Annotated in this window: 14 protein-coding genes and 1 tRNA gene; 10 read left to right on the top strand and 5 right to left on the bottom strand. The window is 71.2% G+C overall.

The window, feature by feature from the left end:
• Window positions 1-147: 147 nt before the first annotated feature.
• The 4 genes from ACXR8F_RS03360 to ACXR8F_RS03345 all read left to right on the top strand — a co-directional run bounded on the left by ACXR8F_RS03360 (window position 148) and on the right by ACXR8F_RS03345 (window position 3,395).
• Entirely contained in the window at window positions 148-447 is a 300-nt protein-coding gene (locus tag ACXR8F_RS03360; protein ID WP_386054151.1) for a DUF3263 domain-containing protein, read from the top strand.
• A gap of 136 nt (window positions 448-583) precedes the next feature.
• Window positions 584-1,048 carry a GNAT family N-acetyltransferase gene (locus tag ACXR8F_RS03355; protein ID WP_045190859.1) on the top strand — a complete coding sequence of 155 codons (465 nt, stop codon included), beginning with the start codon at window positions 584-586 and terminating at the stop codon, window positions 1,046-1,048.
• Entirely contained in the window at window positions 1,045-2,154 is a 1,110-nt protein-coding gene (locus tag ACXR8F_RS03350; protein ID WP_458798721.1) for a P1 family peptidase, read from the top strand. The genes ACXR8F_RS03355 and ACXR8F_RS03350 overlap by 4 nt, the downstream gene beginning before the upstream one ends.
• 236 nt (window positions 2,155-2,390) lie before the next feature.
• Window positions 2,391-3,395 (top strand): type IV toxin-antitoxin system AbiEi family antitoxin domain-containing protein, encoded by a 1,005-nt coding sequence (locus ACXR8F_RS03345; protein ID WP_458798720.1) that lies wholly within the window; start codon window positions 2,391-2,393, stop codon window positions 3,393-3,395.
• Between the two features lie 104 nt (window positions 3,396-3,499).
• Here ACXR8F_RS03345 and ACXR8F_RS03340 read toward each other — a convergent pair whose 3' ends face one another.
• Window positions 3,500-4,366, bottom strand: coding sequence for an MBL fold metallo-hydrolase (locus tag ACXR8F_RS03340; protein WP_458798719.1), 867 nt, complete (start codon window positions 4,364-4,366; stop codon window positions 3,500-3,502).
• Between the two features lie 162 nt (window positions 4,367-4,528).
• On the opposite strand from ACXR8F_RS03340, the gene ACXR8F_RS03335 reads away from it, so the two are divergent.
• The 3 genes from ACXR8F_RS03335 to groL all read left to right on the top strand — a co-directional run bounded on the left by ACXR8F_RS03335 (window position 4,529) and on the right by groL (window position 7,434).
• A complete protein-coding gene (locus tag ACXR8F_RS03335) occupies window positions 4,529-5,095 on the top strand; it encodes a hypothetical protein (protein WP_458798718.1) in 567 nt (188 codons plus the stop codon).
• Window positions 5,096-5,168: 73 nt separating this feature from the next.
• The gene (locus ACXR8F_RS03330; RefSeq protein ID WP_458798717.1) at window positions 5,169-5,588 is read left to right on the top strand and encodes an HIT family protein; all 420 of its coding nucleotides are present in this window, start codon (window positions 5,169-5,171) and stop codon (window positions 5,586-5,588) included.
• Window positions 5,589-5,802: 214 nt separating this feature from the next.
• Entirely contained in the window at window positions 5,803-7,434 is a 1,632-nt protein-coding gene (gene groL, locus ACXR8F_RS03325; RefSeq protein WP_045190855.1) for a chaperonin GroEL, read from the top strand.
• A 280-nt stretch (window positions 7,435-7,714) separates the two neighbouring features.
• Here groL and ACXR8F_RS03320 read toward each other — a convergent pair whose 3' ends face one another.
• Window positions 7,715-10,909 (bottom strand): hypothetical protein, encoded by a 3,195-nt coding sequence (locus ACXR8F_RS03320; RefSeq protein ID WP_458798716.1) that lies wholly within the window; start codon window positions 10,907-10,909, stop codon window positions 7,715-7,717.
• A 296-nt stretch (window positions 10,910-11,205) separates the two neighbouring features.
• Window positions 11,206-11,496 (bottom strand): WXG100 family type VII secretion target, encoded by a 291-nt coding sequence (locus tag ACXR8F_RS03315; RefSeq protein ID WP_045190853.1) that lies wholly within the window; start codon window positions 11,494-11,496, stop codon window positions 11,206-11,208.
• Between the two features lie 141 nt (window positions 11,497-11,637).
• Between ACXR8F_RS03315 and ACXR8F_RS03310 the strand changes: the two genes are divergently transcribed.
• Window positions 11,638-12,426 carry a DUF4031 domain-containing protein gene (locus ACXR8F_RS03310; protein WP_458798715.1) on the top strand — a complete coding sequence of 263 codons (789 nt, stop codon included), beginning with the start codon at window positions 11,638-11,640 and terminating at the stop codon, window positions 12,424-12,426.
• 84 nt (window positions 12,427-12,510) lie between these two features.
• Here the strand turns inward: ACXR8F_RS03310 and ACXR8F_RS03305 are convergent, their stop codons facing one another.
• Entirely contained in the window at window positions 12,511-13,005 is a 495-nt protein-coding gene (locus ACXR8F_RS03305; protein WP_045190851.1) for a YajQ family cyclic di-GMP-binding protein, read from the bottom strand.
• Window positions 13,006-13,142: 137 nt separating this feature from the next.
• Between ACXR8F_RS03305 and ACXR8F_RS03300 the strand changes: the two genes are divergently transcribed.
• Window positions 13,143-13,223 (top strand) — tRNA-Tyr (locus ACXR8F_RS03300).
• An 89-nt stretch (window positions 13,224-13,312) separates the two neighbouring features.
• Here the strand turns inward: ACXR8F_RS03300 and ACXR8F_RS03295 are convergent.
• Window positions 13,313-13,807, bottom strand: a complete 495-nt coding sequence (locus ACXR8F_RS03295; protein WP_458798714.1) for a MarR family winged helix-turn-helix transcriptional regulator — start codon at window positions 13,805-13,807, stop codon at window positions 13,313-13,315.
• 121 nt (window positions 13,808-13,928) lie between these two features.
• Here ACXR8F_RS03295 and ACXR8F_RS03290 point away from each other — a divergent pair, with 121 nt between their 5' ends.
• Window positions 13,929-14,720: an SDR family NAD(P)-dependent oxidoreductase gene (locus tag ACXR8F_RS03290; protein ID WP_458798713.1), complete on the top strand. Its 792-nt coding sequence runs from the start codon at window positions 13,929-13,931 to the stop codon at window positions 14,718-14,720.
• Window positions 14,721-14,734: the final 14 nt, after the last annotated feature.

Raw genomic sequence — 14,734 nt, 5'->3', positions numbered from 1 at the left:
CTATGTTCCGCCCCTCGCCGGACGGCGGTCGACGACATGCCGCCAACACGCCCGATCTGAATGACACCCCTGTCATTTGCACCTAGGGTGATGACCGGAGCCGACGCACACACGTAGGACCGAGCACGACCGCACTGAGACGGGACCATGAGCACAGACCACGCCACGGCGCAGCCGCACCGCCCCGAGTCCGAGGACGGCCTGAGCGCTCGCGACCTCGAGATCCTGGCGTTCGAGCGCCAGTGGTGGAAGTACGCCGGCTCGAAGGAGCAGGCCATCAAGGAGCTCTTCGACATGAGCTCCACGCGCTACTACCAGGTGCTCAACGCGCTGCTCGACAGCCCGCTCGCCCTCGAGGCCGACCCGATGCTCATCAAGCGGCTGCGACGCATGCGCGCCAGCCGTCAGCGGGCGCGCACCACCCGTCGCCTCGGCATCAACGTCTGACCCGGGTCCAGCGGCAGCCACGTGACCGACCTGCCGCCGAGACCCACCACGGCCTCGACGGCCGACCGCCGCGCCCGGGTCGTCGGAGTCGTCCGGGTTGGGTGCCTGCGCACCTCCTGCGTGGTTCACTTCCCTCATGGCTGAGGTGACGATCCGTCGCGCGTCGGCCGACGACGCCCTGATCGTGGCCGCGCTGCACCTCCAGTTTGCCCGCGAGCTCGGTATGCCGTCCGAGACCGGCTACCTCGACCGCTTCGTCGACGCATGGCTCGCCGAGCGGCCCGACCGCCCCACGTGGATCGCCGAGAGCCGGGGCGAGCACGCGGGCATCCTCGAGACCCGTCGCATCCGGGCCCTGCCGTGGCCCGGGCGCCGCGACGTCTCGTGGCTGCACGTCGGTGGCCTCTTCGTCGCCCCCGGGTGCCGCGACCGTGGTGTCGGCCGCGCCCTCACCGAGGCGATGATCGAGTGGTCGCGCACGACGGACGTGAAGTGGATCCGCCTGAACGCGCCCGACGACCGGGCCCAGGAGTTCTACGAGCGGCTCGGGTTCACCTCGCCCGGCCGGCTGATGGAGTTCGACCTGCGGGACCCGCAGTGACCGACCCCCTCTCCGGCCCGGGGCCCGCCCCGAGACCAGGGCAGGGCCCCGGCCAGGCCCCTGGCCCGACGAACTCGCTCGTCGACGTGCCGGGCCTGCGCGTCGGCCACTGCACCCGCGACGAGCCGGGCTGGCTGACCGGGGTGACGGCCGTCGTCGCGCCCGACGACGGTGTCGTCGCCGGGGTCGACGTGCGCGGCGGTGGCCCCGGCACGCGCGAGACCGACCTGCTCGACCCCCGCAACCTCGTCGACCGGGTCAACGCGGTCGTCCTCGGCGGCGGCTCCGCCTTCGGCCTCGCCGCAGCCGACGGCGTCATGGCTGCACTCGCGGACGACGGGCTCGGCTGGCCCACGGCCGAGCCGGGTCAGCGCGTGCCCATCGTGCCGTCAGCGATCCTCTTCGACCTCGGACGCAGCGGCACGTGGCGCAACACGCCCAGCGCCGAGGACGGCAGGGCGGCATACGCGAGCGCGTCGTCCGACGCGGTGGTCCAGGGCTGCGTCGGCGCCGGCACGGGCGCCAAGGTCGGCGGCTTCAAGGGCGGCATCGGCTCGGCGAGCGTCGTGCTCGAGTCGGGTGTCACGGTCGCCGCGCTCGTGGCCGTCAACGCCGTCGGGTCGGCCGTCGACCCCGTGACCGGCCTGCCGTATGCCGTCGGGCTGGGTCTCGCCGCCGAGCTGGCCCACGTCGGCCGACCGGACGACGCCGAGCTCGCGGCGTCGCGCGAGGTGGCCGAGGCGCTGCCCGGCCGCGTCGCGGGACTGCCCGGACTGGCGACGACCATCGGCGTCGTCGCGACCGATGCCACGCTCTCGAAGGCGCAGTGCCAGAAGGCCGCCGGCATCGCCCACGACGGTTTCGCCCGCGCGCTGAAACCGGTCCACACGCTCTTCGACGGCGACACCCTGTTCGCCCTGTCGACGGGGGAGCGACCCGCGCCCGACCCGATCGGGCTGACGGTGCTCATGGAGGCCGGTGCCGACTGCGTCGCGCGAGCGATCGTGCACGCGCTGCTCGCCGCGACCTCGGTCGACCGCACGGCTGACGGGGGCATCGCCCTGCGGTCGTGGTCCGACGCATTCCCCTCGGCGCGGAGCCTCTGACCTCGCCGCTGCGGACAAGGTGGTCGTCGCCACTCGTCGCCACTCGTCGCCACTCGTCGTCGCGGACAAGGCGGATCGCGGTGGATCTCCGGCACCAGGCGCCGACGATCCACCGCGCCGAGGAGGTCTGGTGCCCAGCCGCAGCTGGATCCACATCCCCAGAGCCAGATGCCGGCTCGTCCACAACCCTTCGCGACGCGTGGCGTCGGTGCCGGCGAGGCAGTCACTGTCGCGCAATGGACACCGTTGCCATCGAGCAGCTGCTGCGCGTGCAGGATGGTGTCGTGGCCCGGAGACAGGCGCTGGCGTGCGGGGCGACCGACAACGACATCGAGCGACTTCTCCGGCGCCGCGAGTGGGCGGTGGTCCACCCAGGTGTCTACGTGACCCACACCGGCCCGTTGCCCTGGCGGCAGCAGGCGTGGGCCGCGCTGCTTGCGGTCGAGCCCGCAGCGTTGGCTGGGCCGTCCGCCCTCCGAGTGCACGGCCTCGGGAGCGGCCCGGGCGTCGGCAGACCGGGCGCCGCCGAGGAGCTCACCATCCATGTGGCGGTCGACCGTGATCGTCACGTCAAGGCGCCCGCGGGTGTCGTGCTCACGCGCCGCTCGAACTTCGCCGCAGTGGCGCTCCTGCACCTGTCGCCACCTCGACTGCGGCTCGACGAGGCGCTGGTCGATGTCGCGGACGCCGTCGGTCGCGAGTCCGACGCGGTCGCGGTGCTCGCCGACGCCTGCCAGCAGGGTCGCACCACGCCGGAGCGGCTCCTGGCCGTCGTCCGTAGTCGTTCCCGGCTCCGGCACCGGCGGCTGCTGGTCGAGGTGCTGAGCGACGTCTCGGTGGGCGTGCGCTCGGTCCTGGAGCGACGGTTCGTCCGAGACGTCGAACGTCCGCACGCCTTGCCCACCGGACGGCGCCAGCGACGGGTCGTGACCAGTCGCGGGCCGAGATACCGCGACGTCGAGTACCCCGAGCAGCGCACCGTGGTCGAGCTCGACGGTCGCCTCGTCCACTCCGCGCCGGACGTCCGGTGGCAGGACCTGGAGCGTGACGTCGACGCTGCGATCTCGGGCGAGACGACGGTGCGGCTCGGGTGGGTGCACGTCGCGCAACCATGCCGCACCGCGGCGGTGCTCGCGAGACTGCTGGGCGGTCGGGGATGGCGCGGCGCCGAGCCGTGCTCACCTGACTGCCCGGTCGGTTCCCTGCCGCTGGTGGACCTCGCGCGACGCCCGGCGTGCTAGCGCGGTGGATCTCCGGCACCAGGCGCCGACGATCCACCGCACAAGCCTTCACCGAGTGCGGCCGCGGGGGCGTCAGCCCTCAGAGCCCTCAGAGCCCTCAGAGCTCACGGGGCGAGCGGGGCCAGGTGCTCCCACCCGCGGCGGATCGCCGACTCGAGGTCGGCCAGCGGGTAGGGCAGGCGCGGGTCGGCGTCGCGCAACGCCTCTTCGAGCGACCCGCCGGCCAGGCGGCGCTCGCGGACCACGGCTGCCACAGCGGCGATGTCGTCGCGCTGCCGGCTCACGAAGCCGAGGTCGACCGGCCGGCCGTGGCCGGGCAGGACGACGGCGCCATCGTCGGACTGCAGCAGGTGCGAGGTGAGGGTGTCGGCCCACTCGAGCGGGTAGCAGTCGCTGCCGAACGACGGGTGGGCGCTCTCCTCGACGAGATCGCCGAGGAACACCGCCTCGGTGTCGGGCACGGTGACGGCCACGTCGCCGTCGGTGTGGCCGCGGCCGGCATACGCCATGGTGACGACGCGGTCGCCGAGGTCGATGGTCGCGTGGGAGCCGAACGTGCGGTCCGGGCCGCGCACGGGCGTGGCCAGCACCTCGGCGGCGTCGCGCTCGGTGTAGCCGTACTCCGGGGCGCCGGCCGGGTCGGCGCGCAGGGCCTCCTTGACCTGCTCGGCGGACTCGGCGAGCGTGCGCCCGACGTTGTCGTGGGCGTGCACCGTGGCCACGTCGAACGCCGCGTTGCCGAAGGTGTGGTCGAAGTGGACGTGCGTGTTGACGACGTGGCGCACCTCGATGTCACGCCCGAGACGGCGCACGTCGTCGAGCACCTGCCGGCCCTGCAGGTCGCTGGCGCGGGTGTCGATGACGACGGCCCCGTCGCGGCCGAGCACGAGGCCGACGTTGACGTCCCACTGCCGGTAGCGCGCGACGAAGACCCGGTCGGCCACCTCGACGAAGCCGTGGGTGGCCGTCACGTGCCCACCCTGCGTCCTGGGGCGGCCGCGCCCCCGCCGACGGTCACGACGGAGTCCTCGGTGTGATCCATGTCTCCTCGGGCACGGTCCCACCGTAGTGCCGCTGCCCGGCGGTTGCTCCGGACAGGCGATCCCGGCCCGGTTCCTCTACGTTGGTGAGCCATGTCCTTCGAGCCCTCCACCGACTTCCGGCCCGGACCGCGTGGTCGACGTCGTCGTCGAGTCGTCATCGCGGCAGCTCTGGCCGCGTTCGCCCTGCTCGCCACCGGAGCCGTCGCACTCTGGTCCGGCGACAGCTGGCGCGACGAGGCGATGAGCGCCGGCGTCTTCCCCGACGTGCCCGGCTCGGACTTCGCCGAGACGCCGTCGGAGGACGGCTGGGGCACGTCCGACGGCACGGCCGACGCGCCCGGCACGTCCAGCACCGCGGCGACGCCCGGCACGTCCTCGACCCAGGCTCACGCGACCGCAGTCGTCCAGCCTGCCTCGGATGCCACGTCGACCGTGCCGACGACCCGGGCGCCGGCGCCCGACCCGACGTCCACCTCCACGGTGGCGCCGCCGCCGGCCCCCGCGCCCACGTCACCGGCCCCGTCGTCGTCGACCGCGGCTCCGAGCCCGTCGCCGACCAAGGGCGGCCCGAAGCCGAAGCCGAGCTCGCCCAAGCCCACCCCCACGAGCAGCCCGACGCCGTCCGACGGCGGCTGCTTCCTGCTCATCATCTGCTGACCCGGCGCCACCGCACCGCGGCCCCCGTCGACGCCTGCGCGACGGGGGCCGCGCTGCGTGGCAGCCTGTCGCCATGGACTGCGTCTTCTGCTCGATCGTCGCCGGTGACCTGCCCAGCGACCGGGTGCTCGACGAGCCGGACTTCGTCGGCTTCCTCGACCGGCGGCCCGTCTTCAAGGGCCACGTCCTGTTGGTGCCGCGCGTGCACGTCGACACGCTGCTCGACCTGCCCGACGACCTGCACGCCGGACTCCTCGGCGCCGCGCGTCGCCTCGCGGCGTCGGTCGTCGGCGGGCTCGGGGCACAGGGCTCGTTCGTCGCGATGAACAACGTGGTGAGCCAGTCGGTGCCGCACCTGCACGTGCACGTGGTGCCGCGCACCAGGGGCGACGGCCTGCGCGGCTTCTTCTGGCCGCGCACGAAGTACGCCTCCGAGGAGGAGTCCGCCGCGTATGCCGCCCGGCTCGCCGCGGCGCTCGAGCCTGCCGGGTGAGCCCCGGCCTCCCGGGGGTGCGTCGTTTTGTTTGCACTCGCACCCCGAGAGTGCCAATAATGGCGTTAGCACTCTCCCCGTGGGAGTGACAGAAATATGGGCCGCCTGCCGAGGGGCCGGGTTCGCAGCGACGTGAGCTGGGAAGACCGGTCCCGTCCGTCGCGGGCGTCATGCGGCCCACCACCTTTCGATTCGCGTGGGAGGAACCACCCGAATGGCCAAGACCATTGCGTTTGACGAAGAGGCGCGTCGCGGGCTCGAGCGTGGGATGAACATCCTCGCCGACGCCGTCCGCGTGACCCTCGGCCCGAAGGGCCGGAACGTCGTGCTGGAGAAGAAGTGGGGCGCCCCCACGATCACCAACGACGGTGTCTCGATCGCCAAGGAGATCGAGCTCGACGACCCGTACGAGAAGATCGGCGCGGAGCTCGTCAAGGAAGTTGCCAAGAAGACCGACGACGTCGCCGGTGACGGCACGACGACGGCGACCGTCCTCGCCCAGGCCATGGTCAAGGAGGGCCTGCGCAACGTTGCCGCGGGTGCCAACCCGATGGCCCTCAAGCGCGGCATCGAGAAGGCCGTCGAGGCCGTCTCCGCCCGTCTGCTCGAGCAGGCCAAGGAGATCGAGACCAAGGAGCAGATCGCCTCGACCGCCAGCATCTCGGCGGCCGACGAGGAGATCGGCGGTCTCATCGCCGAGGCGATGGACAAGGTCGGCAAGGAAGGCGTCATCACCGTCGAGGACTCCAACACCATGGGTCTCGAGCTGGAGATGACCGAGGGTATGCGCTTCGACAAGGGCTACATCTCGGCGTACTTCGTCACCGACACCGAGCGCATGGAGGCCGTCCTCGACGATGCCTACGTGCTCGTCGCCAACAGCAAGATCGGCAGCATCAAGGACCTCGTCCCGCTGCTCGAGAAGGTCATGCAGTCCGGCAAGCCGCTGCTGATCATCGCCGAGGACATCGAGGGTGAGGCCCTCGCGACCCTCGTCGTCAACAAGATCAAGGGCACGTTCAAGTCCGTCGCCGTCAAGGCCCCGGGCTTCGGCGACCGCCGCAAGGCCATGCTCACCGACATCGCCATCCTCACCGGTGGCCAGGTCATCTCCGAGGAGGTCGGTCTCAAGCTCGAGAACGCCACCCTCGACCTGCTCGGCAAGGCTCGCAAGGTCGTCGTCACCAAGGACGAGACGACCATCGTCGAGGACGCCGAGGACCGCTCGCAGATCGAGGGCCGCATCGCCCAGATCAAGGCCGAGATCGAGAAGTCGGACTCCGACTACGACCGTGAGAAGCTCCAGGAGCGCCTCGCCAAGCTCGCCGGCGGCGTCGCCGTCATCAAGGCGGGCGCGGCCACCGAGGTCGAGCTCAAGGAGCGCAAGCACCGCATCGAGGACGCCGTCCGCAACGCGAAGGCTGCCGTCGAGGAGGGCATCGTCGCCGGTGGTGGCGTCGCTCTCATCCAGGCCGCCAAGGCGCTCGACGAGCTCTCGCTCGAGGGTGACGAGGCGACCGGCGCGAACATCGTGCGCGTCGCGACCGAGGCCCCGCTCAAGCAGATCGCGATCAACGCCGGTCTCGAGGGTGGAGTCGTGGCCGAGAAGGTGCGCGGTCTCGAGGCCGGCCACGGCCTCAACGCCGCCACGGGCGAGTACGGCGACCTGCTGGCCGCGGGCATCATCGACCCGGTCAAGGTGACCCGCTCGGCGCTGCAGAACGCCGCGTCGATCGCCGCACTGTTCCTCACGACCGAGGCCGTCATCGCCGACAAGCCCGAGAAGGCCGCTGCGGCCATGCCGGGTGGCGACGACATGGGTGGCATGGGCGGCATGGGCTTCTGAGCCCAGCTGCCCCACGCGACGCAGTCACGTCCGAAGGGCGGTTCCCCACGGGGAGCCGCCCTTCGGCATGCGGTCCTCGGGGCTGACGGCGTCGCCGGCCGGCCTGCGTGGCTGCGGGCGCGGCGCGGGGCCCGGCCGGACGTCGCTGGCCCGGCCGGGCGCATGATGTCAGCGGCAGGCCACCGCGAAAGCGACGGCTCGGCGTCTGCCTCGTGGGCAACACTGACGCCCCTCGGGGTACCGGGTGTGGAGCACGACATGGCGCGCGGCTCCGCTGAGGTCAGGCGGTGCCGGGGTCGTCCGGTTCGCCACCCGTTGATGATCCGGGCTCGGTCGAGCCGCGCTGCGGCGTGCCGCGCGCAGGCGAGCCGGCCGACGTCTCGGTCGGCGACGACTCCGCTGACCCATCCCGGGCCGAGGCGATCGGCCCGACGCGGTCGAGGAGGCGCAGCCCCTCGGTCGCGCACCACCAGCCGAGCTGCCGGTAGGCCTCGAACTCGAGGTCGCCGAAGTCCTGACGCGTGGTCGCCGCGCGAGGGAAGTCGGCATGTCGCATCGCGAACGAGCGCACGGCCTCGGGGAGCACCACCGAGGCCAGGTCTCCGGGGCGGACCGCCTTGACCACGAGCACGCGGATGCCCGCCTCCGGAGCGACGTAGATGCGGGCGTAGTCGGGCGGCGCGTCGCTCGGCGTGCTGCGCCACCACCGGGCAGCAGGGCGCTGGTCCGCGCTCGTTCCCGGCATGGTGCCGCGCAATGCCTCGTCGTCGAGGGTGAGGACGACGCCGAGGTCCGAGGCGATCACCGACAGCGCATCGCCCACAGCGGCCCAGGTGCCCTCGCGGTCGTTGCTCGCGTCGAACACGATCACCGTGCCGCCCACTGCCGGCTGACCTTCCGATGCTTGCCCTGTGTGGCTGGACGGCCGCTGCAGGGACCGGACGGCCTCCACCAGGCCGGTGTTGTCGAGGTGGCCGCCGTCGGTCAGGTAGATCCAGCGGTCGAGGAGGGAGCCCCGACCGGCGGCCTCGTTGAGGACCTGGCCGATGCCCGGCCGGCTGTCGAGCCACGGCGCCGCCGGCCAGCGGGTGAGGTACTCGCCAACCGTCGTGGTCCGGATCGACTCGTCGCCGAACCACAGCGGGTTCGGCACCCAGACGCCGACGCGGATGTTGAGGGCGGTGAGAAGAAGCCGGAAGGGGGACATCGCCTTCGAGTAGCGTCCCGCCATCGGGCTGACGGCTGCGCCGCTCATGGCGACGGCCGACATGATCGTCGTCCTCCCGCGTCCGGCGAAAGCAGCGTAGGCGGCACTGTCGAGGCGGTGTGGCGCGTCGTCGGGCAGCGCGAGCTCCACGACGTCAGGGGAGAAGACGAACGGGATGCCACCCCGGCGGGTCGGCGCCTCGTCGTAGGCGCGGATGTTCGCCGTGGTCGCGATGGACAACGGGATAGCGGGGCCTGCCTGACGGTCTGGACGCAGGTCGGCGAAGGAGTAGTACGCCTGTTCGTCCAGTGGTGCGACGCCTTCCCCAGCTGACCCGGGAGGCGTCCGACGCACCGCGAAGGCGTGGGCGAGGCGTCGGCGGTAGTAGCCGTGCAGCGAGGTGACGTTGGCATCGACCCAGATCGCGCACACCAGCCCGGCCAGCGGCAACGCGTAACGCCACCCCCTGTTCATCGAGCTCGGGTCCGTCACGATGCCGAAGACGGCGACGAGAACGACCCAGAGCAGGACGAGGCCGAACAGGAGCATGGGGACCCAGGCGAAGACGGTGCGCTTCAGCCGACCGACGAGGCGGCTTTCGCCGTCTCCCGGAGAGATCATGCCGCCGCGGATCAGCCCTACGACGGAGCTGAGGACCGCCCCTAGCAGTGCCCACTGGGCGACGCCGGTGCGCTTGACCTCACCCGCCGCGTCGAGCGTCGCCGCCCCGAGTGCGCGCCACTGCGCGTCGGAACGTGGACAGGCTGCCACCGCGCCGGAGACGCACTCCTCGAGGTTCCCCGAGAGAGTGACGGTGGTGACGAAGCCACAGGCACCGGCGTCGAAGGACCTCTTCTCGCCCGGGCTGAGGGTTGCGTCCGCCCGGGCGGCCCTGGCGGCCAGGAGCACGGACTCAGCAGCGGCCCGGTCGCACTGATCTTCCGCCGTCAGTCCGATGACGTGGATCACGCGCGCGACCGCCGGCGTCGGTTGGTTGTTGGCGGCGAGGGCGCTCAGCCCCGTGACGGCGCCGGGGACGGCCACGAAGACGAACGCGGTGGCCAGCAGCGCGAGGCCGAGACCGCGCCGGGTGCTCTCGGCGCCCGGCCCGGACACCGTCCGGGCGTCGGGGTCCCTGGGCGCGTCGCGTCGGGTCTGCCGGATCCACACGTTCATGGTGGCGAGCACGATTCCCACGGCCAGCCCGGCGAGCAGCCAGAGCACCCACGAGGGGATCGCCCACGTCAGCTGCGACCGGGCGTACGACAACGCGGAGGCCCGTCTCGTGACCCAGCCCATGACGGAGCCGAGCAGTGTCACGGCGCCGAACAGCACCGACAGGTTGACCAGGGCCCCGAGCAGCCATTGGAAGAAGGCCGAGACGACCTCGGCTCGAGGTTCGACCAAGTCGCGGGTGTGCCGCCGGAGACGCTGCAGCTCCGGGGATCGGAGACTGAAGGCAGCGGTCCACGGCACCTTCGGAGAGCCGTCGGGGGATCCCGTCGGGGACCAGCCACGCAGCAGTCCCATGGCTGCGGCCATGTAGCTGCCACCGCTCACCGCCACGAGGCTCGGTTCAGGCCTCTTCGGGTCCTGGATGGCGCGGTCCTGCATCGCGTTGAGCCCACCGAGGACGAAGGCGGAGGCGCGGATCCCGCCTCCGGAGCAGGCGACGACCTCGCGACCGTGCGCTGCCGGCTCCCCGCCCCCGGCGACATCGCTCCGGCCTGCGTCTTCCGTCGCACGAGAGGGATCGGCCTGGTCCGGTCGGGCGCTTTCTGCTGCTGCGGCCCGTCGCTGCTCCGAGCGTGCCTCCACCTGGTCGATCGTCACGCGAAGGTCGAGCCGGACGAGCGCGACGACTCCAATGACCAGGGAGATGGTGATCATCCACCCCGAGACGACAAGCAGCCACTGCCCCGAGCTGCCAGCCACAAGCGCATTCCGAGCCCACGGGGCGGCCCAGATCACCAGCACGATGAGGTCGACCCCGAAGACGAGCTGGGGGATCCGGGCCACGGACCACCAGGAGTCGGCGTCGCGTCCCGCGCTGCGCTCGATCGACACGAGGACGTAGGTCATCATCGCCGTGACGAGGACGCTCGAGATGCCGGTCGCCGCCACGAGCTCGTCGTGCGTCGGCGTGCCCAGCGCGCCGAGCCAGAGCAACGGGACGAGCAGCGCCAACGAGAAGATCGAGCCGCGAAGTCGCCTTCGCTCCGCGCGCAGGCCACGTCGGTGGTACTCAGTCCTCGTCGGACCCTGCATGGCACCTCGCAGCTGCTAGAGCACTGCGCCCCGTTGGGGTGGCATGGGCGTGGAACGAGTATCCCGACAAGACGGGCGCACGGGGCGGATTCGGGTGAAGGTCGCCTCAATCGGACCGCTGTGCCGAGGGGGGCCGGACGCCTGATCGCCGCGGGCCGCCCCCTCGGGTCCTGCATACCGGACCGGCTGGGGGGTGCCGGGGTCGGGCTCCTACCGGTCGGCCGCTGACGGGGAGGGGTCAGCGGCGGCCGGGGGGACGGGCATCCGGGACCGGGCGGACCGACCGGTGGGGCGGCTCAGCGGGAGAAGAGGGCCCTGGTCGCGTTCTCGTGCTCGGCGTACGCCGTCGAGGCCTTGAGCGTGAGGCGACCGACGTCGGCGAGCGCCTCGGTCATCTGGGCCTGGATGCGCTGGTAGTCGTGCATGACGCGCTCGAACTCGACCTTGGCCGGGCCCTGCCAGTCGGCGCCCATGCCGGCGAGCCGGCCGCGCAGCTCAGCGGTGCTCGACGTGATGGTGTCGGCGAGCCGGTGGATGTCGCCGGCTGCCGCGGCGATGCGTTCGGTGTCAACGACGGAACGGGACATGTGTCTACTCCTCGATCGGTGGCCGACCCGGTGGTGGCCGCGTTCGTCCGAGGCTAGGTCGAGCGGTCGGCACGCGGCCGTCGTCATCCACAGGCGGCGACGGGCTCGGCGGTGTCGGGCGGCTGGCCTAGGCTCGGACCCATGACCGTGTGGATCGACGAGCCCATCTGGCCTGCGCACGGTCGGCTCTTCGCGCACCTGGTCAGCGACACCTCCTACGACGAGCTGCACGCCGTCGCACGCACCGCGCAGCTGCACCCCCGCTCGTTCGACGGCGACCACTACGACGTGCCGGAGGCGCGCTGGCAGTCGGCCGTCGATGCGGGCGCGATCCCGACGACCGGTGTCGACCTCGCGCGACGGCTCAACGCCTCGGGCCTGCGGCTGCGCAAGCGCAAGCGAGACCGGGGCGTGCGCCGCATCCTCGACGTGTCGTTCCCCAACGGCGCCAGCGACGTCGACCTCGTGGCCTCCGACGACCCCCTCGACCACGCGCGGGTGCTGGCCGCCATGGTGTTCGTGCGCGACCGCCGCGGCGACTTCGTCGCGGTGCACAGCGTCCGGCGGGGGGAGTGGGGCTCGCCCGGGGGCTGGCGCGAGGAGGACGAGACGCCGGTCGAGAACGCCGTGCGCGAGACGTACGAGGAGACCGGACTGCGTCTGCGTCACCCCGACGTGCTCCCTTGCGGCTACGAGAGATTCACGCCCCGCACCGACGACAACCTCTTCACGCGCGACAAGCCCTACCTCCAGGTCTTCCGCACGAGGCTCGAGCACGTGCGACCCGAGATCAACGACGGTGACGACGGCATCCACGAGACGCGCTGGGTCACCCCGGAGGAGTACGCAGAGCTCTGCGGCCATCTCTTCTGGTGGCCGCTCGCGGTCGAGGTCTTCCCCGACCTGCGAGGTCTCACCCGCCCGTTCTGAGACGCACGTATGCCGCCCACCGGGGTGGACGGCATACGTGGTCTGGTGTTGTGGGCTCGCTTGCGTGCCAAGCGAGCCCGCGCATCAGCGCTGGTTGGTGAAGGTGAGTGCGACGTCGAGGTCCGCCTCGCGCAACATGCGCTGGACGGCCTGGAGGTCGTCTCGGCTCTTGCTCGAGACGCGCAGCTCGTCGCCCTGGATCTGGCTCTTGACGCCCTTGGGACCCTCGTCGCGGATCAGCTTGTTGATCTTCTTCGCGTTCTCCTGCGAGATGCCCTCCTTGAGCGGGGCGTCGAGGTGGTACTCCTTGCCGGAGAGGCGAGGTCCGGCCTCCGGCACGTCGAGGTGCTTGAGGCTCACCTTGCGCTTGACGAGGTGCGTCTGGACGACGTCGAGGACGGCCAGGCAGCGCTCCTCGGTGTTCGCCTTCATCTTGATCACCTCGCCGGCTAGATCGACGGAGGCGCCGACGTTCTTGAAGTCGTAGCGAGTCGCGATCTCCTTGCTGGCGCTGTTGACCGCGTTCGCGATCTCCTGCTTGTCGAACTTGCTGACGATGTCGAACGAGGAGTCGGCCATCGGTGTTGGGTCCTTCCGAGTGCTGGTGGCTGGTCTGTCGGGCGTGGCGCTGAAGGGTGTGCAGACACGCAGAAAGCGTCGTCGAGATCCCGATTCGGAGCCCGCCCGATCTCTTGCTATCCTTCCAGACGCACCACGGCAGGTTGCCCGAGCGGCCAATGGGAGCGGACTGTAAATCCGTCGCGAAAGCTTCGAAGGTTCGAATCCTTCACCTGCCACCCAGTGCCCGAGAGGCCCTGACCAGCGGAGACGCAGGACAGGGCCTCTTGCATGTGCCAGGGGGTTGATCGCCGGTCGATGGCGCGAGCTACGCGGTCTCGGGCGGCTGCCAGCCCTGGTCGGCCCGGATGGCTCGCGTGATGCGGTGACTGATGTCGCGGAGCTGGCGCCGCTGTGGCTGGGTGAGCCGATCGAGGACGAGCCGGTGCACCGTCTCCACGTGACCGGGGGTTGCCTGCTCGAACGTGCGATGACCGGCGGCAGTCAGGATGCCGAGGGTGTAGCGCCCGTCGCTCGGGTCCGGGGTGCGCTGCAGCAGTCCCTTGGCCTCCAGGCGGGTGGCGGCACGGGACAGGCGCGACAGCGAGCTGTTGGCGTAGCCGGCGAGCACGCTCATGCGCAGCCGGCGGTCCGGCGCGTTGGCAAGCGCGTAGAGGATGCCGTACTCGAAGTGGGTGAGTCCCACGGCTCGCTGCAGCTGTCCGTCCAAGGCGGGCGGTAGCCACTCGAGGACGGTGGCCAGCGCGGCCCAGGTCTCCAGGTCCTCGCCCTCGAGCGATGCGGGGTGGCCGGCGTCTGACATGCCAGCAGCGTAGGACAGGGCGTGGGAGAACCGCCGATCCATGACTTGACTGAGCAAGTGATAACGTCGTCGATGACTTGACCAAGCAAGTCCGCGGTCGATCGGGAGCAGGCACAGAAGCATGGACATGCAGCTACAGGGCAAGCGCGCCTTCGTGAGTGGTTCGACGCGGGGCATCGGGTTCGCGATTGCGAAGGCCATGCTCTCGGAAGGCGCCTCGGTCGTCATCAACGGCCGGGACGCGGGTCGTGTCGACGCGGCGGTGGACCGCCTTCGGGGGCTCGTGCCCGGGGCCGACGTGAGCGCACTGACCGCTGACTTCGCGGATGCGACCCAGGTGCAGCGCATGCTCGACCGGCTGGGGCACCTCGACGTGCTCGTGAACAACGTGGGGCAGTTCGACGTCACGCCGTTCGAGGCGATCTCCGACGCGGACTGGCAGCGCTACTTCGACGTCAACGTCATGAGCGGAGTCCGGCTCTCTCGTCACGTCCTCGACGCGATGCTCGCCACGGGCTGGGGGCGGATCATCTTCATCAGCAGCGAGTCCGGGGTGAACGTTCCCGCTGACATGGCCCACTACGGGATGACCAAGGCGGCAGTTCTGGCCCTCGGCAACAGCCTCGCCAAGCGCACGCGGGGCACGGAGGTCACGGTGAACACGATCCTTGGCGGACCCACCTACTCGGACGGCGTCGCTGACGCGGTCAGCCGGATCTCGCAGGCACAGGGCATTCCTGTCGATGACCTCAAGAGCGCCATCGTCGCCGGCAACCGGACGTCACTGCTGCAGCGCTTCATCGACCCGTCAGAGATCGCCAGTCTGGCGGTCTACCTGGCGAGCCCGCTCGCATCCGCGACGAACGGCGCCGCGGTACGCGCAGACGGCGGAGTGCTCACGTCCATCCTCTGATGCGGGCGGCCCGA

The sequence above is a fragment of the Terrabacter sp. AAH1 genome, assembly GCF_054456855.1.
The sequence above is the reverse complement of the archived record's forward strand: the minus strand, read 5'-3'. Positions and strand labels throughout refer to the sequence as shown.